25 protein-coding genes and 2 pseudogenes are annotated in these 20,235 nt (G+C 35.1%); 19 read left to right on the forward strand and 8 right to left on the reverse strand.

Translation table 11 applies throughout. The features are described from left to right. Positions 1–56 precede the first annotated feature (56 nt). On the forward strand, positions 57–1,874 hold the full coding sequence (pepF, locus tag Q8X41_RS16290; RefSeq protein WP_397537291.1) for an oligoendopeptidase F: 1,818 nt from the start codon (positions 57–59) through the stop codon (positions 1,872–1,874). 618 nt (positions 1,875–2,492) lie between these two features. Here pepF and Q8X41_RS16295 read toward each other — a convergent pair. The 4 genes from Q8X41_RS16295 to Q8X41_RS16310 form a co-directional block, all read right to left on the reverse strand. Then, complete coding sequence (locus Q8X41_RS16295) at positions 2,493–3,311, reverse strand: DsbA family protein (RefSeq protein ID WP_397537292.1); 819 nt, start codon at positions 3,309–3,311, stop codon at positions 2,493–2,495. Continuing rightward, on the reverse strand, positions 3,308–3,709 hold the full coding sequence (locus tag Q8X41_RS16300) for a globin (protein WP_397537293.1): 402 nt from the start codon (positions 3,707–3,709) through the stop codon (positions 3,308–3,310). The genes Q8X41_RS16295 and Q8X41_RS16300 overlap by 4 nt, the downstream gene beginning before the upstream one ends. Positions 3,710–3,912: 203 nt before the next feature. Beyond that, positions 3,913–4,794 carry a lytic transglycosylase domain-containing protein gene (locus Q8X41_RS16305; RefSeq protein ID WP_397537294.1) on the reverse strand — a complete coding sequence of 294 codons (882 nt, stop codon included), beginning with the start codon at positions 4,792–4,794 and terminating at the stop codon, positions 3,913–3,915. Beyond that, complete coding sequence (locus tag Q8X41_RS16310; protein WP_397537295.1) at positions 4,795–5,388, reverse strand: CYTH domain-containing protein; 594 nt, start codon at positions 5,386–5,388, stop codon at positions 4,795–4,797. A gap of 161 nt (positions 5,389–5,549) precedes the next feature. Between Q8X41_RS16310 and Q8X41_RS16315 the strand changes: the two genes are divergently transcribed. The 8 genes and pseudogenes from Q8X41_RS16315 to Q8X41_RS16350 all read left to right on the forward strand — a co-directional run bounded on the left by Q8X41_RS16315 (position 5,550) and on the right by Q8X41_RS16350 (position 11,189). Next, positions 5,550–5,936, forward strand: a complete 387-nt coding sequence (locus Q8X41_RS16315) for a hypothetical protein (RefSeq protein WP_397537296.1) — start codon at positions 5,550–5,552, stop codon at positions 5,934–5,936. Between the two features lie 20 nt (positions 5,937–5,956). Further along, positions 5,957–6,637: a GTP pyrophosphokinase family protein gene (locus Q8X41_RS16320; RefSeq protein ID WP_397537297.1), complete on the forward strand. Its 681-nt coding sequence runs from the start codon at positions 5,957–5,959 to the stop codon at positions 6,635–6,637. After that, entirely contained in the window at positions 6,634–7,440 is an 807-nt protein-coding gene (locus tag Q8X41_RS16325; protein ID WP_397537298.1) for an NAD kinase, read from the forward strand. Before Q8X41_RS16320 ends, Q8X41_RS16325 begins: the two co-directional genes overlap by 4 nt. Beyond that, positions 7,437–8,342 (forward strand): RluA family pseudouridine synthase, encoded by a 906-nt coding sequence (locus tag Q8X41_RS16330; protein ID WP_397537299.1) that lies wholly within the window; start codon positions 7,437–7,439, stop codon positions 8,340–8,342. The genes Q8X41_RS16325 and Q8X41_RS16330 overlap by 4 nt, the downstream gene beginning before the upstream one ends. 206 nt (positions 8,343–8,548) lie before the next feature. Beyond that, positions 8,549–8,851 carry a DUF3784 domain-containing protein gene (locus Q8X41_RS16335; protein ID WP_397537300.1) on the forward strand — a complete coding sequence of 101 codons (303 nt, stop codon included), beginning with the start codon at positions 8,549–8,551 and terminating at the stop codon, positions 8,849–8,851. Between the two features lie 135 nt (positions 8,852–8,986). Beyond that, positions 8,987–9,163: pseudogene (locus Q8X41_RS16340) on the forward strand (IS4 family transposase); the annotation flags it as partial. A 199-nt stretch (positions 9,164–9,362) separates the two neighbouring features. Then, a complete protein-coding gene (gene mgtE / locus Q8X41_RS16345; RefSeq protein WP_397537301.1) occupies positions 9,363–10,739 on the forward strand; it encodes a magnesium transporter in 1,377 nt (458 codons plus the stop codon). Positions 10,740–10,790: 51 nt separating this feature from the next. Further along, positions 10,791–11,189, forward strand: coding sequence for a hypothetical protein (locus tag Q8X41_RS16350; protein ID WP_397537302.1), 399 nt, complete (start codon positions 10,791–10,793; stop codon positions 11,187–11,189). A 242-nt stretch (positions 11,190–11,431) separates the two neighbouring features. Here Q8X41_RS16350 and Q8X41_RS16355 read toward each other — a convergent pair whose 3' ends face one another. Then, positions 11,432–11,968: a CotY/CotZ family spore coat protein gene (locus Q8X41_RS16355; RefSeq protein ID WP_397537303.1), complete on the reverse strand. Its 537-nt coding sequence runs from the start codon at positions 11,966–11,968 to the stop codon at positions 11,432–11,434. A 129-nt stretch (positions 11,969–12,097) separates the two neighbouring features. On the opposite strand from Q8X41_RS16355, the gene Q8X41_RS16360 reads away from it, so the two are divergent. The 7 genes and pseudogenes from Q8X41_RS16360 to Q8X41_RS16390 all read left to right on the forward strand — a co-directional run bounded on the left by Q8X41_RS16360 (position 12,098) and on the right by Q8X41_RS16390 (position 15,161). Further along, on the forward strand, positions 12,098–12,505 hold the full coding sequence (locus tag Q8X41_RS16360) for a hypothetical protein (protein WP_397537304.1): 408 nt from the start codon (positions 12,098–12,100) through the stop codon (positions 12,503–12,505). Further along, positions 12,505–12,960: a stage V sporulation protein AC gene (gene spoVAC, locus Q8X41_RS16365; RefSeq protein ID WP_397537305.1), complete on the forward strand. Its 456-nt coding sequence runs from the start codon at positions 12,505–12,507 to the stop codon at positions 12,958–12,960. Before Q8X41_RS16360 ends, spoVAC begins: the two co-directional genes overlap by 1 nt. After that, positions 12,960–13,964, forward strand: coding sequence for a stage V sporulation protein AD (locus Q8X41_RS16370; RefSeq protein ID WP_397540292.1), 1,005 nt, complete (start codon positions 12,960–12,962; stop codon positions 13,962–13,964). The genes spoVAC and Q8X41_RS16370 overlap by 1 nt, the downstream gene beginning before the upstream one ends. Positions 13,965–13,973: 9 nt before the next feature. After that, positions 13,974–14,339, forward strand: a complete 366-nt coding sequence (gene spoVAE, locus Q8X41_RS16375) for a stage V sporulation protein AE (protein WP_397537306.1) — start codon at positions 13,974–13,976, stop codon at positions 14,337–14,339. A gap of 132 nt (positions 14,340–14,471) precedes the next feature. Then, a pseudogene (locus Q8X41_RS16380) lies at positions 14,472–14,555 on the forward strand (YjcZ family sporulation protein); the annotation flags it as partial. Between the two features lie 12 nt (positions 14,556–14,567). Further along, a complete protein-coding gene (locus tag Q8X41_RS16385) occupies positions 14,568–14,813 on the forward strand; it encodes a stage VI sporulation protein F (RefSeq protein WP_397537307.1) in 246 nt (81 codons plus the stop codon). 75 nt (positions 14,814–14,888) lie between these two features. Further along, positions 14,889–15,161 (forward strand): hypothetical protein, encoded by a 273-nt coding sequence (locus Q8X41_RS16390; protein WP_397537308.1) that lies wholly within the window; start codon positions 14,889–14,891, stop codon positions 15,159–15,161. Between the two features lie 137 nt (positions 15,162–15,298). Here Q8X41_RS16390 and Q8X41_RS16395 read toward each other — a convergent pair whose 3' ends face one another. From Q8X41_RS16395 to Q8X41_RS16405, 3 genes are all read right to left on the reverse strand, one after another. After that, positions 15,299–15,733 carry a GNAT family N-acetyltransferase gene (locus Q8X41_RS16395; RefSeq protein WP_397537309.1) on the reverse strand — a complete coding sequence of 145 codons (435 nt, stop codon included), beginning with the start codon at positions 15,731–15,733 and terminating at the stop codon, positions 15,299–15,301. A gap of 3 nt (positions 15,734–15,736) precedes the next feature. Continuing rightward, the gene (locus tag Q8X41_RS16400) at positions 15,737–16,252 is read right to left on the reverse strand and encodes a YjcG family protein (protein WP_397537310.1); all 516 of its coding nucleotides are present in this window, start codon (positions 16,250–16,252) and stop codon (positions 15,737–15,739) included. 87 nt (positions 16,253–16,339) lie between these two features. Then, entirely contained in the window at positions 16,340–17,062 is a 723-nt protein-coding gene (locus Q8X41_RS16405; RefSeq protein WP_397537311.1) for an alpha/beta hydrolase, read from the reverse strand. Between the two features lie 104 nt (positions 17,063–17,166). On the opposite strand from Q8X41_RS16405, the gene Q8X41_RS16410 reads away from it, so the two are divergent. The 3 genes from Q8X41_RS16410 (at position 17,167) to Q8X41_RS16420 (ending at position 19,809) form a co-directional block, all read left to right on the forward strand. Next, on the forward strand, positions 17,167–17,712 hold the full coding sequence (locus tag Q8X41_RS16410) for a phosphatidylglycerophosphatase A (protein WP_397537312.1): 546 nt from the start codon (positions 17,167–17,169) through the stop codon (positions 17,710–17,712). Between the two features lie 75 nt (positions 17,713–17,787). Further along, positions 17,788–18,582 carry a thermonuclease family protein gene (locus tag Q8X41_RS16415; protein WP_397537313.1) on the forward strand — a complete coding sequence of 265 codons (795 nt, stop codon included), beginning with the start codon at positions 17,788–17,790 and terminating at the stop codon, positions 18,580–18,582. A gap of 651 nt (positions 18,583–19,233) precedes the next feature. Then, on the forward strand, positions 19,234–19,809 hold the full coding sequence (locus Q8X41_RS16420; protein ID WP_397537314.1) for a histidine phosphatase family protein: 576 nt from the start codon (positions 19,234–19,236) through the stop codon (positions 19,807–19,809). The last annotated feature ends 426 nt before the right edge of the window (positions 19,810–20,235 follow it).

The raw sequence follows: 20,235 nt of genomic DNA on the forward strand, positions 1-20,235 counted from the left end.
AGAAAATATTAGGGTACTTCGTTTCTCAGGAGCAAATTTAAATAGGGGGTCATATCATGACTGAAAATTTACAAAGCAAAGTATTAAAAAGAGAGGAGGTACCTACAGAGCTAACTTGGAAACTAGAAGATATTTTTGCAACTGATACTGCTTGGGAAGAATCATATAAAGAAATCAGTGAGCAGAGTAAACAAGCTGCTAGTTATCAAGGGACAATTAAAGATGGAGCCGAGGCATTACTTAAGGTTTTACGTTTCCGTGATGATGTATATAGTAAATTAGGTCGTCTCTATGCATATTCTCATATGCGAAATGATCAAGATACAACAAATGCAATTTATCAAGCGATGGATAGTCGTGCGAAAACATTGTATGCTCAAATTTCGACAAGTTTATCTTTCCTAACACCTGAAATTCTATCTTTAGATGAAGCGGTTATTGAAGGATATCTCTCAGAAAACGAAGATCTGAAATTATATAAACAAGAAATAGAAGAAATCAATAAAGAACGTCCGCATATTTTACCGGCAGAACAAGAAGCAATCCTTTCACAAATGTCAGAAGTTACAGGTGCATCTTCAAACACATTTAGCATGTTGAACAATGCTGATTTAGAATTTCCTACAATTAAAGATGAAAAAGGCAATCAAGTCCAATTAACACATGGTAATTATGTCCACTTTTTAGAAAGCAAAGATCGTTCTGTACGAGAAGCAGCTTTCCATGCAATGTATGGTACGTATGGTGATTTTAAAAATACATTTGCCGCTACTTTAACAGGTAATGTGAAAGCGCATAATGTCAGTGCGCGTATTCGTAAATATGATTCTGCGCGTCAAGCTGCAATGTCTGCTAACAGTATTCCTGAAAAAGTGTACGATCAATTAATTGAAACAATTCACAACTATTTGCCACTAATGCACCGTTATATTTCATTACGCAAAAAAATTCTTGGCGTTGATGAATTGCATATGTGGGATGTTTACACACCATTAGTACCGGAATCTAAAATCGATATGACTTACGAAGAAGCAAAAGGCCATATGTTAAAAGCTTTAGGCGTGATGGGTGATGAATATGTAGGTATTATTGAAAAAGCATTAAAAGATCGTTGGGTAGACGTTGTTGAAAGTAAAGGAAAACGCAGCGGTGCATACTCATCAGGCTCTTACGGTACAAACCCATACATCTTATTAAACTGGCAAAATAATTTAGATAACTTATTCACTCTTGTACATGAATTTGGCCATAGTGTTCATAGTTATTACACTCGTAATAATCAACCATTCGTATATGGTGATTATTCAATTTTCGTTGCTGAAGTAGCTTCAACATGTAATGAAGAATTATTAAATGATTATCTACTGAAAACAATTGATGATCCAAAAACACGTATTTACATTTTAAATCACTGGTTAGAAGGTTTCCGAGGAACGATTGTTCGTCAAACGATGTTTGCTGAATTTGAACATATTATCCATGACTTAGATCAAAAAGGTGAAGCGCTAACTGCTGAACGTATGACACAAGTGTATTACGATTTAAATAAACAATACTTTGGTGCAGATATGGCAGTAGATGAAGAAATAGGTTTAGAATGGGCACGTATTCCTCATTTCTACTACAACTATTATGTATATCAATATGCAACGGGTAAGAGTGCAGCCATTGCATTAAGCTCGCAAATATTATCTGAAGGCGATGTGGCTGTAGAACGCTATATTAACAAGTTCTTAAAAGCAGGTTGCTCAGATTACCCAATCAATGTACTAAAAGCAGCGGGTGTAGATATGGAATCAGCATCTCCGATTGAAGAAGCATGTAAAGTATTTGAACGTAACCTAGATGAGCTAGAAAAGTTGCTTGCTGAATAAAAAATTGTATTTTGAAGTCACAGGGAGTTTCCTCTGTGACTTTCTTATTTGATTTCATATGAATTTTGCATATCTATGAATCATTTTAAATTATCTACTGATGTGCGGAGTTTGCTCAAAATTATTCCGATAACATTATAAAGTATAAGGTAAATTATAAGATGGTTTCATGTTAATATTTGGGTATTTGTAGGCGCGTTCAAACAAATTTCAACGACAAATTTCGAGGTTGTTCTCCCAATATCTTCAAAATGAATATAAATGAAATACATCCTATAAGTTATAATCATCGGCAATTTCATTACATAATATACATAAAAAAACATCAAATCAGTTGGAAACGCTTACTATATGACAACTTTGTGAATATAAGCGTGAAGCGTTGCTATATATGATTTTTCATGCTAAAGTTTAGATGTGAAATAAATCACAAACAAACATACACCCCTTTGTTTGAACGTGAACATTTCTCCCATCCCCTTTGTGAAAAGAAGCATCTCTCGTAGAGATGCTTCTTTTGTTTTTGTCAAAAAATAGCGAATCCAACTTAGCTTAAAATAGAGCAAAAAAAACCCCAATAATGCTTACGCTATTAATTGGGATTCAATAGATAGATATTTATTTTAAACGCCAGAGCGATAATTCATCACATGTTATTCGATCAATTTTTTGTTGAAGCATTTTTTTCTTTAATTCACGTTCAGCAGTATTGAGAGAGATATGATAAATAGCTGCAACTTCTTTTGTTGTTAATGTATGATAACGATAGAATAAATCTTCTACTGAAGGTGGTTGTTGACAAACTAGTTTGTCATCGAGTAACTCTTCTAATATCTTTTCATAAACTTCATAGGAATAAGTACCAGAAACTTTTAAACCTTCATCTTCTATATTTTCATTAAAGAATACAAAGCTTGGCACTTCCTCTACTTCCATTTCACGAGTAATACATAAATCACTTTGGAATGCACGTGAGGCTTCCATTGAAAGTAAATCGGATTGGAATTCTTCAACATCTAATCCAGTTTCATGTGCAATTTCTTGTAACGTACTGCATTGGCAGACATTTTTTGTATTAATTAAAGCGTATTCTTGTAATTTCACCAAAAAACGATAACCCGCTTTTTTTCCTTGCAGTTCAGCTGCTTTTACGGCAATTGAAGGGAGGACAGGGTGAGATACATCGACAAGCTCCTCATGTGATTCACAACTATTAATTCGTTGACATGCAGTATTTAATGAATTAAGTTCTGTACTTAAGACAATGCGTGCTGAAAAATATTGACCATAATTTATTTGTAATTGACGGATCAGTGATTGTAGTTCCCAACTGCTGGGAGAAAGTAAATCCATAAAAACATAAAGTTCGATTGGCTTACTCAGTGCAGTTGCGGGCGATACAGTAGGTTTTTCGGTTAAATATTGAATATTGTTCACTCTAAAACCTCCTCGTCATCATCCGGTGAGTTAATCATATGATGTGCCGTAAGGACGAGACGTTGATAATAGACATCGCGAAATTTACCTTCAAGACCTACTTCATCCATTGCCTCAGACATACATTCTAACCAAGCTTGTGCACGTTCAGGTGTAATCTTAAAAGGCATATGGCGTGCTTTGAGCATTGGATGTCCATGCTCTTCTGTATAAATATTGGGACCACCTAAATATTGTGTCTGAAACTGTTTCTGTTTGCGAGCTGTCTCGGATAAATCATCAGGGAATATAGGCTTTAGCTTCGGATTTTTAGCAACTTTGGAATAGAAAATATCAATTAATTTATATAGTTTTTCTTTACCAATTTCCTCATAAGGAATTATAGGTTTTTGCGTCATAGATGATTCTCCTTTGCTTTAGCTGTAATACTATTTTATCAACCTCTTTGTATTTTCACAAACAAATTACTCGCTCTCTATTCCAAATTTCATATTTTAAAATGAAAAAACCAATAACGGTCGCATGTTTAGAGCAATTCATCATAATTATAAAAAAATAAAGGATGAATGAATAGTAGCGAAGTTATTGGTATTTTGTCAAATTATGCTTTGTATGTATTCATAATATTGTTGACGTAGTTTGTTGTTTCCTTATAAGGTGGGATACCTCCATATTTTGTTACGGCACCAGGTCCGGCATTGTAAGCAGCTAGCATTAATTGATAGTTTCCACCGAATTTGTCATACAATTGCTTTAAATATTTGGTTCCGCCCATAATATTTTGCTCGGCATCATATACATTAGAAACACCTAAATATTTTGCTGTGCCCGGCATTAATTGCATTAAACCACCAGCCCCAGCTGAACTTGTTGCATTGTTTTTAAAACCAGATTCTTGTTTAATAACAGATTTAATCATTTTTTCTGGAATCCCAAAAGTTTGAGATGCTTTTTTTATAAATGCATCGTAGTTAGTATTAGAAGATACGCTAGTTGATCCTGCTTGTTGGTTTGTTAAATTACTTAATGCTTGGTCATAATTATTGTTGATCTTGTTTAAAACAGATACAGGTGTATAAACAGGCGATGTACCTTTGTAAAATAAAGAGTTATTTGTATTGCTTACGGAATTGCTTAAGCCATTTAATAGTTGACTATAATCAGTTGTAGCTGAGCTTCCTAGACCAGTTTGCAATTGACTGTAGTCTGTTGAAGAAGCGTTTCCTAATAGGCTACTGAGTGGGCTGTAAGATGATAATAGCTGTGATAAATAGGAAGAACTATTTGAGCTTGAAAGAGAATTTGTTAGTCCAAGCATTTGAGTAGTATCAGATGTACTAGATGGTGAATTGGTTAATTGTGACAACATTTGAGCGAATAAATCAGATGTCGAATTTGAAGTATTCGCAGCACTTGTACCAGAAGAGCTCATGCTTTGTAATGCTTGAAGCTGAGCCAAAGATTGTAATGATTGTGTGTTCATCTATTCTCCTCGTTTCTTATTAACAGCGCTCATAAAACGAGCGATTTTTTTATCAGCTGGTCTCATTGGGATTGAATAGTGTGCAAGGAATTTCTCAAAAATCACCTTACCAGTTGCTTCATCCGCCACTTCGTATTCTAATTCATAATCATCTGTGTCTGCATAATGAGAATGATCAAATACTAGAAGACCACCTTCATATTCTATTTCGGCACGTTTGGTATAGAGTGTACCTAAAATTTGCAAATCCTGTGGATCTATCTTTAAAGCTTGAAGGCGTTTATTAACTTCATTTGCATGAAGGGTAGAGCTACCGGTTAGAATAGATTGAACTACGTCTTTTGTAAGTAAGTCCGTTGTTTCAATTAGACCAATGCCTGCTGCAGGTTCTTTTAATGTGCATTCAAAACGATTTTGTACTTCGCGAATACGTAAACCAGAGCGTACATTTTTTAAAGCAAAATCTGGTGAATCAAAATAATGATTGGTTTGTTCGTGGAAATTTTCTTCTGTTAGTTTGAAGGATTCACACAGTTGATCAAATTCCTCTTTTGTTAACATATTTTTGAATTCTATTTCTAATTGTTGGGTCATTATTAAACACCCTTTCTATTTATGAATTATAAAGGAATTTTATAACAAATTGCAATGTGCATAAAATGACGAAAAACCATGACAATTATCCATAAAAATGGTTAGAAATTTGAGTGCCTATGATAAAATAGATACCAGGTTCACAGAAAGGAAGATTGGCATTGCGTAAAACTTATACAGTACAAAAAGGTACAATACAAGATTCACATATCCAATTTGATTTACAAGAAAATGTTCACGATATTAAATGGCGTCCAGCAGGACAAATGATTACTGATTCAGATGATATGGCATTTATTTACTTAATGGACGAAGAAGATGGTTATAGTTATGTGAAATTCCCACAAGCTGTTTGGCCACTATTAGTCGAAACGTTACAATCAAAAGTAAATCCTATGTTAAAATGGAATACTGAGCAGATTGAATTGGTCAACTTTCAAGATGAATTACAATCACTTATATATAATATTGAAGGTAACTATAATTATGGAGAAGTTTTTACAACTACAGTTGAAGAAACTTTTGCAGAACTATTGAGTGAAGCCTAAATGTGTTAGGGGGACTTATCATGGGACAATGGGATCGCTTTTTACAGCCCTATAAGCAAGCAGTTGACGAACTAAAGATAAAATTAAAAGGTATTCGTGCACAATTTGAAAAATCAAACACGACATCACCGATTGAATTTGTTACTGGACGTGTAAAACCACTTGCGAGTATTTATGATAAGACATTAGAAAAGGGATTAGTATTTGAACCTTCAGATACACTTGCGCATGAATTACAAGATATAGCTGGTGTTCGTATTATGTGTCAGTTTGTAGATGACATTCCAACTGTTATTGAATTGTTACGTCAACGAAATGATTTACATATCATTGAAGAAAAAGACTACATCACAAATGTAAAGAATAGTGGATATCGATCATATCACATGATTATTGAATATCCTGTCGGTACAATTCAAGGAGAAAAGACGATATTAGCTGAAATTCAAATTCGCACACTTGCAATGAACTTCTGGGCTTCAATCGAACATTCCTTAAACTATAAATATAAAGGGGTTTTCCCTGAAGAAATAAAAAAACGTCTTCAAAATGCGGCAGAAGCAGCTTTTAAGCTCGATGAAGAAATGTCTGAGATTCGTGAAGAAATACGAGAAGCGCAGGCCTATTTTACAGAATATAAAGAAGCATCAAAACCTAAAGTTCGTCAAGATCATCTGAAAGGAGCCCGAGAGAACCTATGAGATTTGCCATCCAATCACGTAACGATCCACAATCAAATGAACTAATGGAACGTGCGATTAACTATTTAACCGATTTTGGTCTAGAAGTAGATGAAGAAAAACCGGATATTGTATTATCTATTGGGGGAGATGGGACGCTTCTACATGCGTTCCATCGTTACACACATATGTTGTCTGAAGTTTCGTTTGTTGGTATCCATACTGGACATCTTGGCTTCTATGCAGATTGGAAACCAAGCGAAATCGAAAAACTAGTGATTTCTATTGCAAAAGATGAATTAAAAGTAATTGAATATCCTCTCCTAGAGGTTACGATCAATTATCAAACTAGTGATGATTGTTATACGTATTTAGCATTAAATGAATCTACGGTTAAATCACCAGAAGTTACGCTCGTAATGGATGTAGAACTAAATGATCGTCCATTTGAACGTTTTCGCGGTGATGGGCTATGCGTTTCCACGCCGTCTGGTAGTACAGCTTATAACAAAGCACTTGGAGGTGCAATTTTGCATCCATCCTTGCAAGCTTTACAACTAACAGAAATGGCTTCGATAAATAATCGTGTTTTCCGTACAGTTGGATCTTCTCTCGTTTTACCGGCTCATCATAATTGCATCTTAAAACCGGTAATGGCAGAAGATTTTATGGTTACAGTTGATCATGTTCAACTATTGCATAAAAATGTAAAATCGATTCAATATCGTGTTGCAGATGAGAAAGTTCGTTTTGCTCGTTTTAAAGCTTTCCCATTTTGGCAACGTGTACATGATTCTTTTATCGATAGTGATTTACAAGAATGATTAAAGACTTTCGGTATCGTATAACCTTTATCTCACAAAATGATAGCCAATTACTAAGAGAGGCATTAATGGAGTATGGTATATCAAAACGAGCATTAACAGCCATTAAATTTAAAGGTGGGTCTTTACTCGTAAATGGAGTAGAACGTAATGTGCGGTATCCTCTTGCAATTGGGGATGAGATTACAGTTATTTTTCCTATTGAAGAAATAAGCGAGGGGCTACTTCCCGAAAAAGGAGAATTAGCCGTACAATATGAAGATGATGCATTGCTTATTGTAGAAAAACCACCGTATCAAAGTACAATCCCTTCACATGACCATCCAACTGGTAGTGTTGCGAATGTCATAGCGGCACATTTACAAGCACAACAAATTGTCTCTACCGTCCATGTGGTGACACGATTAGATCGTAATACTTCAGGGTTAATGTGCATTGCTAAGCATCGGCATATTCACCATCTTATGAGTGAAGCACAAAAGAAACATAGCATTAGCAGAACCTATGAAGCATTCGTTCATGGACACGTATTCGATGACTTCCAACAAATCATCTCACCCATTGGTCGTAAGGATGGGAGCATTATTGAAAGAGAAGTACGGCAAGATGGTCAATTTGCACATACAGATGTACAAGTCATCAAACGATTTAGTGTACAAGGTGAGAAAATAAGTCATGTAAGATTAACATTGCATACTGGGCGTACACATCAAATTCGAGTGCATATGTCGTCGATTGGTCATCCTTTACTAGGGGATGATTTATATGGTGGCACAAGAGAACTCATTGATAGACAGGCCTTACACTGTGTTTCACTAGTACTTCAACATCCATTAACTCATGAAGAAATGGAATGGCATAGTGAGCTCCCTGAAGATATGCAAAAAGTTATTGTTGTGTAATATTCGTTTGGATTAATTAATCTCTATATTCTTCTATTTTCAGCGATTAATTCGGAAAAATTTCGAAATCTAGGCCGGTTGAATAAGTCCTTAAAATATATAGAAAAAAATAAGTTAACGCCTGAATTCTATATAGCGTAAAAACGAACCGTGTGAGTCAACGTAGTTGGCTCACACGGTTTGTGTATAAAGGGAGGCGGAGTAAGGTGATTGCAGGATTTATTACTTGTATAGTTGTTGCTTTAATTATGATTATTATAGGATATCAAATCCATATAAAAAAGAAACTATGGCTCATTGCAGGTTATCAAGAAGATTGCTTTATTGGTGATAAAGATAAACTAGCTAAGTTTTTCGGTATATTCTCTTACATAGTAGGTATTGCTACTTTTTTATTACCTTTTGGACTGGAATTATTGGGTGGAATTAGCGGTATTATATATGCAGTTTGTATATGTGTAGGGACAGTAGCAGTTTTAATATGGACTCAAATAATTAATAAACCATAAGGGGAGCATGTCAGTGCTATCAAGCTAACAAAACAAACTTTCCATAAAATAAAAAAAACGCCATTCTTTCTTTAGAATCATAGGAAAGAATGGCGTTTTTGATATGAACTTATCAATTATTGATGAATTAGAATTTCTACATACCAAGGTGCAAAAGGTAGTGGGCATATTGGTGTGAAAATTCAATTAGAGCACGATTTGCTTAGTGATTAGTTTCTCCATATTTATGTCGGATTGAAAAAATACAATGATAAAACTTATCGTTCTACTTGCAAAACGTCTCTTCAACCACACGATGTATGTATACAGGATTCACAGCCCCTTGTTTATTTAAAAAGAAATATTTCCTAGGAAATAGAGAAAGGTACATTTGAGTCTATATAAGTTTAAGTGGTACTATTAAATTTGTTCCAAAAATATTTTACAAAAATTAATTGACCCTTATCAATTGTTCGAACTATTATTAGTAAGGTGTTATTTAAAGAATAGAAGTCGAGAGGAGGGGACATGCATGATAAACGAAACAATGGAAAAAGATGAAGTGCAATTTAACGAGGAACATCTACGATTGTTAGTACAAAATGGTGATATGGATGTTTTCAGAGAAAATTATTTTGCACTTCATCCATATGATCAGGCACAGTTTTACGAGAAGGTGGAGCCTGACATACGACAGGCCATTTATCAGTATTTGTCCCCGAAAGAGATGGCGGAGATTTTCGAAGCCCTCGAACTAGACGATAACGAATACAAAAGATTCCTTGAAGAAATGTCTCCAGCGTATGCAGCACAAATGATAGCTGAGATGTATACTGATGATGCAGTCGATGTCTTAAATGAACTAGATAAAGATCAAATTAGTCATTTTCTTAGAATAATGGATAATGAATCAGCGCAGGAAATTAGAGATCTTCTGCATTACGAAGAATACACAGCTGGTTCAATTATGACAACAGAATATGTCGTAATTCCAGAAAATTCAACAGTACGCTCTGCCATGACTATTTTGCGTAACGCTGCGCCAGATGCAGAAACTATTTACTACCTTTTCGTAGTAGATGAAACAAATTGTTTGACGGGAGTTATATCATTACGTGATCTGATTATTGCGGAAGAAGATACTCTCATACATGATATTATGAATGAACGTGTTGTTAGTGTGAATGTAATAGATGACCAAGAAGATGTCGCTCAAATCATGAAAGATTATAATTTCTTAGCTGTACCTGTTATTAATTCAAAAAATGAAATGCTTGGTATTATTACGGTTGACGATATTATCGATGTTATCGATGAAGAAGCATCAGAGGATTACTCTAAATTGGCTGGTGTCTCTGATATGGATACTTTTGATACTAGCCCATTTGCAGCAGCTAAAAAAAGATTGCCTTGGCTAGTCGTACTATTATTTTTGGGAATGATAACAGCTAATTTAGTAGATTTATTTACAGGTACACTTGAAAAAGTTGCATTACTTGCTGCATTTATTCCATTAATAGGTGGTACATCTGGGAATAGTGGAACGCAAGCATTAGCCGTAGCAGTTCGAGGAATTGCTACTGGGGATGTTGAAAGTACAAATAAGTTGAAGCTAATGTTTAGAGAGTTAATTACAGGGCTCATTATGGGGCTTGTTTGCGGTACCTTTGCATTAGGAATAGTTTACTTTTGGCAGCACACCTTATTACTTGGCCTACTAGTAGGTGTAGCAATTTGTTGCTCAATCGTAGTAGCTACTTTAGCAGGTGCATTTATTCCACTATTAATGTATCGATTAAACATTGACCCTGCAGTAGCATCGGGTCCATTTATCACAACCTTAAATGATATTACAAGTATATTAATCTATCTTGGTATTGCTACCGCTTTTATCAATCATCTAATGTGAACCAATTTTGTCTTAGGGGCATAGTATAAAGATAAAAAAGGATGTGTTAATGTGGGGAAAAACCCACTCCTTTTTATCAAAAGCCCACCAGCTTTTTTTAAAGAAATAGAAGAATCTGACCTTATGGAAAAGTTTGATGAAGCCAAATTAGCTATTTTGGAACAACAAGATGAATCATTACTTATTTCACAAGAAATGTCTCCAGTGTTAGAAGATGGGGAAATGCGAAAACGAAAAGAAAAACTCCTTTTTTTATCCAATCCATTTCAGCAGAAAGCATATCAACCCCTTGTGTTCGTGGTTAATGATGGGCGGGAAATTGCAGGAGAAGTACAAGAGGTCAATATTGAAACGCATGAGGTTATGATCAGAACTACGAATGATGTCGTGCATCCTATCTCTATTTCTAAGCTTGAAGATTTACTATGGCGGGGAAAATCCTTTTTATAGTCTGAATGTACAATGATTAGGTTACTATATTTAGATTTAAGTAATAAAAACGAGTATCAGAACTTTTCTGAACTCGTTTTTATTTGCTTACATTTTTAAAATATCTCCTCCTTCCTTCATCTTCAGCTGTAGTTCCTATCTTCTCTATCCAGAATAATCCTCGGTTCGCCAAACAATAAAACGATGGCTTGATATAATATCAAGCCATCGCTTCTTTTACCGACGCTGCTTCACCTAAAAAATTAATCTGTGCAAACCCCTAAGAAAACATCTTTAACACATTGAACACCGCAGAAACAATTTAAATCAACTGTGATACAACTATTAGTAGCTGCAAATTTTCTTACTTTGCAAAGATTTCTTAAGTCTAAATCTTGACCATGATTAGCAATAAGCTGAACATCATTATTATCATGAGTAAGTGGCTCTAAAACTCGTAAAGTTGCACAGCAACTATCGAAAACATCCTCTACTCTGAAGAATACAGAGAAGCATGAGCAATCAGGACTTCCACTTTCTCTGAAGAATGCTTTAAATGGTGTTCCGTCTTCTGTAAGTAGCATGAATACGCGGGTATCAACATTATTGCTTCTTGTAGGACTTACTAAACCACCAAGCGGTTCTAAAAAGCAATTTGTAGGACAGTCGCAATCATGATTTACACCTTGGTTTTGAATATCAAGAATTGCGCGAACAACATCACATACGCAGTTTTGTTTTTTATGGTGATTATGGCTTGAACTTTCTTTTACGTTAGAACTTTCTCTTCCGCACCCCATCTTGTTTTCACCTCCCTTTCTAACTCTCTATACCATATGAGTGATTTAATTATAGAATCGGGCTGTTGTCACTCTACCTGAATATTTTTATTTAAAAAGCATCATACTAACTCAAAAAGGGTGAGAAGTATGAAAAAGGGACTTCTGTTGCTTGTCCTCTTATTGTTGGTTGGCTGCAATAATGGAAAAACTGCTTATTTTACAGCAACTAAAGACGACAATTATAAGACTGAGCGACAAGATGTGGAAAAAATTGTGAAGGATGATCAACATATCAAAAGAGTAACTGCAGTTTTTACAAAGGATGCAGCTCTCATTGGTATCGAAGTAAAGCCATTTTCTAAATGGAATAAACAGAAATACGAAAAAGAATGGCAGAAGGAAATGGAAAAAGCCTTACCAAATCATGAAGTTTTGGTAAGTACAGACTTGAAAATAATTTGGGAAACCGAAAAATTATCGAAGAAAAAAATGAATGATGAAAAACTTAAAAAGGAAATTACAAAGTTAAAAGATCTGTCTAAGGAGGAAACGTAATGGATGCAAAGCAATATGAAGACTTACAACAGTCATTATCGCCAAAACCATCAATATTAAAAAATTGTCTTAAAGCATTCCTTGTTGGAGGTATTTTTTGCACAATTGGTCAGCTTATTACCTTCTTTTATATTGCTAATTTTAACTTTACGGAAAAGACAGCTGGAAATCCTACTGTTGCGACAATGATATTCCTCTCGATGCTTTTAACTGGTTTTGGCCTTTATAAAAAAATTGGTCAATTCGCTGGTGCTGGATCTGCAGTACCTGTTACCGGCTTCGGTAATGCCGTTATCTCTTCAGCGATTGAACACAAAACGGAAGGATTTGTATTAGGAGTCGGAGGAAACATCTTCAAATTAGCTGGATCAGTTATTGTTTTTGGGGTTGTTTCAGCATTTGTAGTAGCTCTTGTGAAGCTTATCTTAGTAACTATGGGGGTGACGAATTGGTAATGGATCAAGGTGTATTATATTTTCCATCAAAGCCAGCAATCATTGCCTCTGGCGTTGTTGCTGGACCTGTTGAGAAACAAAGTGTATTTGCAACAGATTTTGACATGCTTTATGACGATGAGCGAGCAGATGAAGATACTAATGAAAAAGGCCATCAACAAATGGCCGAGCAAGCCTGTCAAATTGCCTTACAAAAGGCAAAAATAAAAAAACAAGATATAGATTTTCTGATGAGTGGTGATTTAGTTAATCAGATGACACCATCTAATTTTGTAGCAGCAACTTTAGGAGCACCATATATTGGTCTCTTTTCTGCATGTGCAACGGCAGTTTCAGGTGTGATAATTGCATCATTATTGACGGAATTGGGAGGTAGCAGGTATGCACTTGCAGGAGCAGCAAGTCAACATAATTCGATTGAACGTCAATTCCGTTATCCTGTTGAATATGGTGGACAAAAACCTGGCACTGCACAATGGACTGTGACGGCTGCTGGTTATGTTTTAATAGCGAAGGGGCAGATGAATAGCCCAGCTATTGAAGCGGCTACTGTTGGAAAAGTAATTGATTTGCAACAAACTAATCCATTTCATATGGGGGCAGCTATGGCTCCAGCTGCATGCGATACTATTACTCGTCATTTAAAAGGTCGAGGACAGAAATTAAAGGATTATGATTTGGTCATGACTGGTGACCTTGGAAAAGTAGGGCTTTCTATATTAAAAGAAATGCTTATTAAAGAAGGTATGTCCAAGCAAGACGTGATGAAAATTAGGGATGGCGGTGCAGAATATTATGGCGATGATGAAGCTTTTTTAGCAGGTGCAAGTGGTGCTGGTTGCTCAGCATCTGTTTTTTTTAGTTATATTTTAAAACAATTAAATGATAAAAAAATTGAGCGGGTTCTTGCAGTTGCGACGGGGGCATTGCTTTCGCCATTAACAGTACAACAGAATGAGTCTATTCCTTGTACTGCCCATGCAATTGAAATCTCGATGAAATGAGGAATTTTAATGATTGTATCTCTTGTAATAGCTTTTATCGTGGGTGGTCTCATATGTGTAATAGGACAACTATTGATGGATGTTGGAAAACTTACACCTGCACATACTCTAAGCATTTTGGTTGTAGCAGGAGCTGTATTGGGCGGGTTTAATCTATATGAACCCTTAATTGATTTTGCAGGAGCTGGAGCAACAATTCCGATTGCTTCATTTGGTAATTCATTAACTAATGGAGCAATTGTTGAGGCTGAAAAACATGGCTGGATTGGTGTTTTGACAGGAATGTTTGAAGTAACAAGCTCTGGTATTAGCGCTGCAATTGTATTTGGAATGATCGGTGCTTTGATATTTCATTCAAAAGGACAGCAACCATAGTACAAATGCCCGACTCTTCTTGTTAATTCCGCATAACATATGGGAGAAAAGAGAGGAGGGATTGCAATGTCAGGATATGGAGGTTACAGTAGTTGTGGCTATGGTGGCGGCTACGGTGGTGGCTGCGGTGGTGGCTACGGCGGCGGTTCAACATTCATTTTAATCGTTGTTTTATTCATTCTGTTAATTATTGTAGGCACTAGCTTTATTTACTAAGGGGGCGTTAAGATGAATCCATATTTCTTCCGTAAAATCGAAGAGAAAACAGGAGTTCCAATGGAAGAAGTCTTTGCGCTAGCTAATGCTATACAAAATGCTGATTTTCAAGATGAACGACAAGTTCGCAAAGTTGTTCGTAAGGTTGCAAAGCTTGCAAATAAGCCAGTAACGAAAGAATTAGAAGAACAGATTGTTGCGTCTATTCTTAAAAATGGCAAATCCTTAGATTTAAGTAAAATTCAAAATATGATGTAGAATGAGGCTATTCCCCTGTAATAACGATTACATTTCTTGCATAAAAGTAAAAGTATACTACAGGGGGTGGCTTTAATGGGCTATATATTACCAATGGATGACTTCCAAGCTACACAATATATCAGACGTTCTCTTTCTAATAGTGAACATTATTCCTATATTCATAATGTTCACGGTATAAAAAAGGAATCTCGTTTTGGCAGAGGACAAGAAGAAAGAACGAAACGCTCAGATTTAATGCATTGGGAGCGAAAGAAATCAGTATATAACGCCCTTCATACATCTTCATATGATAAGGGTATGGCTAACGTTACAGGTAAAGGATTAATCTATAATTTTTATGTATAGATAAAGCTATTATAATTGTGAGCTTGAGTTTGATACTAACACAATCATTATGACAATTTACAAACTAGTGTAAAACACTTCCATATAAAAAGCTACGATGTGTTATGATTTTTTTCATAGTACATCGTAGCTTTTTTTTAAGAATTAAACACTTTTTCCATTGCGCGATGTGGGATACCCGCATCTAAAAATTCAGGAGAAGTGATGTAATAGTTCTGTTTTTCATAAAATGGAATAGCATGCGTTTGTGCATTTAGTTTCACCTTTTTAATGTTAGAACCTTGAATAAATTGTTCTAGGCTTTGCATCATTAAAACACCAATTTGTTTCCTGCGAAAAGGAGGTAATACACAAACGCGGTCAACAGTAGCGGTTAAATCTTCTATAAAACGTACTCGACCTGCTGCGATTGGTCGATTATCAAAGTATGCTACAAAATGTGTAGCGATTTCATCATACTCATCTATTTCTAATGGAAGAGGAATTCCTTGTTCTTTGACGAAAACTTCTTCTCGTACAAAGAAGGCATCTTGTAATTCTTTTTCAGTTTCAACAATCTTCGCAAAAACCAAAAGTTAAGCTTCTCCTGTTAATCGGTAAGTTTCATAAACAGTCCAAGAGCCATCCTCAAGCTGATATAGTAAATGAATACGATTGATAGTTTCGCTAAAATCAACATTTGTCATACGGAGTTGCCCAAAAATATCGTCATGTTCTCCAGAATTCATGTCCTGTGCAATGGTAATATGGGGAACAAATTTGTATAGTGCCTTTCCACCAAAGTACTCTGAATGGAATGCTTCATGTAGATCTAAAAGCTGTTCGGTTGGATCCACCTTTAAATAGATTGCATTGTTCACAGGTGCAAAAGAACTCACTTTTGACACATGGATAGAGATGGGAGTGAAATGAGTACAAATCTCTTTGATAGCATTTGAAACATTATCAATTTGTGAATCCTCTACTTCTGACACACTTTTTAATGTAATATGAGGTGTAATTTTAGCGTAATGTGAATCATATCTTTTTCGATAAGAATTCGCAAAGTCTTGTAATTGCTTAGATGGGAAAGCAACAATACCATATTTCATCAAGCAGAACCTCCTTGGAGTTAATTGTTTATTGTTCTCAATTTTCAGTATAGCAGAAAATTGAGAACATGAAATGTGATAACTACTTTATAGACTAAATTTTTGTTTTATTGCTCTTTTTAAATCCTTTTGCCAATATTTCCATGTATGTTGTCCCTCAAACTCTTCATAAAAAGTAGTAAAACCTCTGTCAACCAATAATTGATGAAGTTTACGATTCGGTGTAAGGAAGTCTTTAATCGTCTTATTCATTGTCGTCACTTCATGTTCTAAAGAACCCACAACATGGTAAATAGAGAAAGCATGTGGATCTTTTACTTCGCGAACTTTATCGAGTACCGTATCGTCAACAAATGGAGATTGCAGAATCACCTTGCCAAAAATATTAGGGTAAGCGATAGCAGCAAGCAAAGAAACGGTAGCTGCCTGTGAATCACCAATAAGTGCACGACTCATGCCCATTCGATAAGTTGAATAATGTTCATCTATATATGGCACAAGTTCATGTGCTAAAAAGCGCAAATAGGCATCATGTAAATCACCATTAGGTAAGTACTTCCTTCTGCGATCCTCAATACTTTTATAAGGAACACCTACAATAATCAAATTTTCAATTTCTTCATTGGCTAAGTATTCGTCAGCTACACGGCTTATGCGACCTAATTGAAAATAGTCTTTACCGTCTGAAGCGATTAAAACGGAATATTTATAAAAGGGAGAATAATTTGCTGGGATATAGATTAATAGTTCTAACTTTTCCTGTAGGGTCTCGCTGTAAAATTCAATATCTGTAATGGTTCCTTGTCCCACATTGAACACTCCTTTAATGTATATGTAGGGAAATTGTAACATATGAGTTCGTAAAGGTATAATAGTAGATAGACTGAATTATTAACTAGAAATGAGGTTTATCAATGTACAATGAAAAACTTAAAGTGTCTTCAGATATTGTGGCGAAAGCAGCACGAGAAGCATTAGAACGTCGTGGTGTAACAATCAATGACATTGCGGAAATTGTTTATGAAATGCAATATCCTTATAATAATGGGTTAACATTAAACCATTGCGTAGAATCAGTTGAACGTGTATTAAACAAAAGAGAAGTTCAGCATGCTCTTCTTGTCGGGATTGAATTAGATGAATTGGCTGAGAAAAGAATGTTATCTCAACCATTGCAACAGTTAATTGAATCTGATGAAAGTCTATTTGGCGTCGATGAAACACTTGCAATAGGGTCTGTTCTTACGTACGGGAGTATTGCTGTTACAACATATGGCCATTTAGATAAAAAGAAAACTGGAATAATCCAACAACTTGATTCAAAGACTGGTCATGGTGTCCATACTTTTTTAGATGATTTAGTGGGAAGTATTGCTGCATCTGCATCGTCTCGATTAGCTCATCGGATTCGTGATTTAGAAGAAGCAGGTGAATCAATCGTTGGTAGAGATAAAATTTAGTAAGGGACAGCGCCAATGGTTTGGCGCTGTTCAAAAAACAAATCAAGCAATAGAGAAAGAATGTTGGTGAAATAAATGAAAATATGGTTGGTTGTATTATGCATTTTTGTTCTTTTAGTTTTAGCGGGATGTAAAATTGGACAAACTTCCAAATCTACAAAGGATAACAATCGAGTTTCAGTTGAGGTCATCAGTATAATGGATGGCGATACGATTAAAGTAAAATACAAAGGTGAAACAAAAAAAGTTCGATATTTATTAGTTGATGCACCTGAAATGTACCATAAAAAAATAGGCGAGCAACCATTTGGTCGTGAAGCACAAGCTCGAAATAGAGAAATATTAAATAATGTAAAAGACGTTTCACTAGAATTTGATGTTGGTGGTAAAGAAGATAAGTATGGACGCTTACTAGCATATGTTTATGCAGATGGAAAAAGTGTACAAGAACAACTTATTCGGGAAGGACTTGTGCGAGTAGGGTATATTTACAAACCTAATACAAAATATGTAGACAAGTATGAGAAAATTCAAGAAGAAGCAAAAAAAGAGAAAAAAGGTATTTGGCAATATGATGGTTATGTCACAGATCGTGGCTTTGTTAAATCGGTTGTGAAAAACTGGAGACCTGGTGAGGATGCTACAAAGGGCAAATCAACAAATGCAAATGCATCTTCTACATCTAATCAATCACAAAATAATAACAAAAACACCGAAACTGGAGTTTGCAAAATTAAAGGAAATATTAATAGTAAAGGGAAAAAATTGTACCATTTACCTGGAATGAATAATTACGAAGAAGTAAAAGCAGAGAAAATGTTTTGTACAGAAGAAGAAGCACAAAAAGCAGGTTTTACGAAAGCGAGCTGAAATAAAAGCGGAGAGAGCTCTTTCAGCTTTGTGAGGTAGATGTTCTTCACGCGAATAGGCGCTTTCTACCTTATAGCGAGGAAAGTGCCCACATCCTGGCCGAAAAGCAAGCGCCTTGAGCTGGATAAATGAACAATAACATTTTCTTCATATTACTTACGCGATATTTATTTGGAGTTTAGATTAATTCAATGTTGTATCGCACAATTACCAAATTAACTTTCTTCTCCATCATTTAGTGTTTAGTAGCAATCAATTAACAATGTTTTTTTGATTCAACCTAATTTACTTCGATTATTTTAGAACAATTAGTTTTTTTATCCTCTTTCACCGGGTTCTTCTACATATTTATAGATCACTCTCAATTATTGTCGTTTTTGATCGGATTTATATACAAGAGTCAAGTTTGCGTATTCGACATTAAAGTGCACTAATTGATAATCAAGTCGTTTATTGTGAAAATTTGTCATTGTGTGAAACAGGTGCTATAAGAATTATAAGATTGCAGATTTACTGTCGAAAAATAAGGGGTTATTCATGCCGTTAATCTTCTTCATATTGCAAATTAATTACTACTACTCTATAAAAATGTAGAGTATTTTCCATTTTCTATGGTACGATGTAACTCATAGTAGATAATGGGGTGTGTGTATGACAAAAATATATATTGTACGCCATGGTGAAACAGATTGGAATTGTGAAGGTAGACTTCAAGGTGGTACAGATACGACTTTAAATGACAGAGGAAAGAAACAGGCAACTGTATGTAGAAACTATTTTAAAAAGATAAAATGCGATGCTATATTTACCAGTACCCTACAAAGAGCAATGCTTACAGCGACTATTATGAATGAAGAATTAAAATTACCATTCTTTCAATTAAGAGAGTTTGCTGAGCGAACATTCGGAGTAGCGGAGGGGATGACCTATGAAGAACGAGTAAAGGTTTACCCACATAAAGAATATCCAAACCAGGAAAAAATTGGACAATTAAAAGAAAGAATAGCAAGTGGTTTGCTTAAAATTCATGAGCAATATCCTGATGGAAGTGTAATATTAGTAACGCATGGTGCTGTAATCCATACACTTTTTTCAATGGTAGAAAATGCTGAGATTTTCCCCCAAAGTGCTCGGCTATCGAATGGTGGAGTAAGCATAATTCATGATCAAGATGGAAAATGGTGGTTAGAAAAATATAATCAAATTCAACATTTGTTGAACAAGTAGAGAGATACGTAAAATTTTACGTATCTTTTTTTAGTGGGCCCAGAATGAACATAATCTCTCTTATTGAACGATGATGTTAAAGTCGGGAGTTAATCACTTCCTCCCTCCTACGTGGGCACTGAAAAAGTAAAAATAGATGAAAATCTGGTATAGCTATCTTCGTTGACAGAGATCGTTTAAAGGAAGTTAGCCTAATATCGTAGCATGATTTGATAAAATTCCCCAATTATGAAGAGCAGAATAGATGATAATAAACGTTTTTTTGTAAATTTGTTTTTTATGAATACAGGCTAATTCATAAAAAATACAACAAGTTAAACTTTACAAAAAAATTAAATTGACATGGGTATGCTACTTGTGAAATCGCTTTAAATTCACGAATGGCAAATTTTATTTTAACTTAAATATTCTATTTAAGTTAAAATT

Source organism: Rummeliibacillus pycnus (assembly GCF_044359855.1).
In the GTDB taxonomy this organism is placed as follows: Bacteria; Bacillota; Bacilli; order Bacillales_A; family Planococcaceae; genus Rummeliibacillus; species Rummeliibacillus pycnus_A.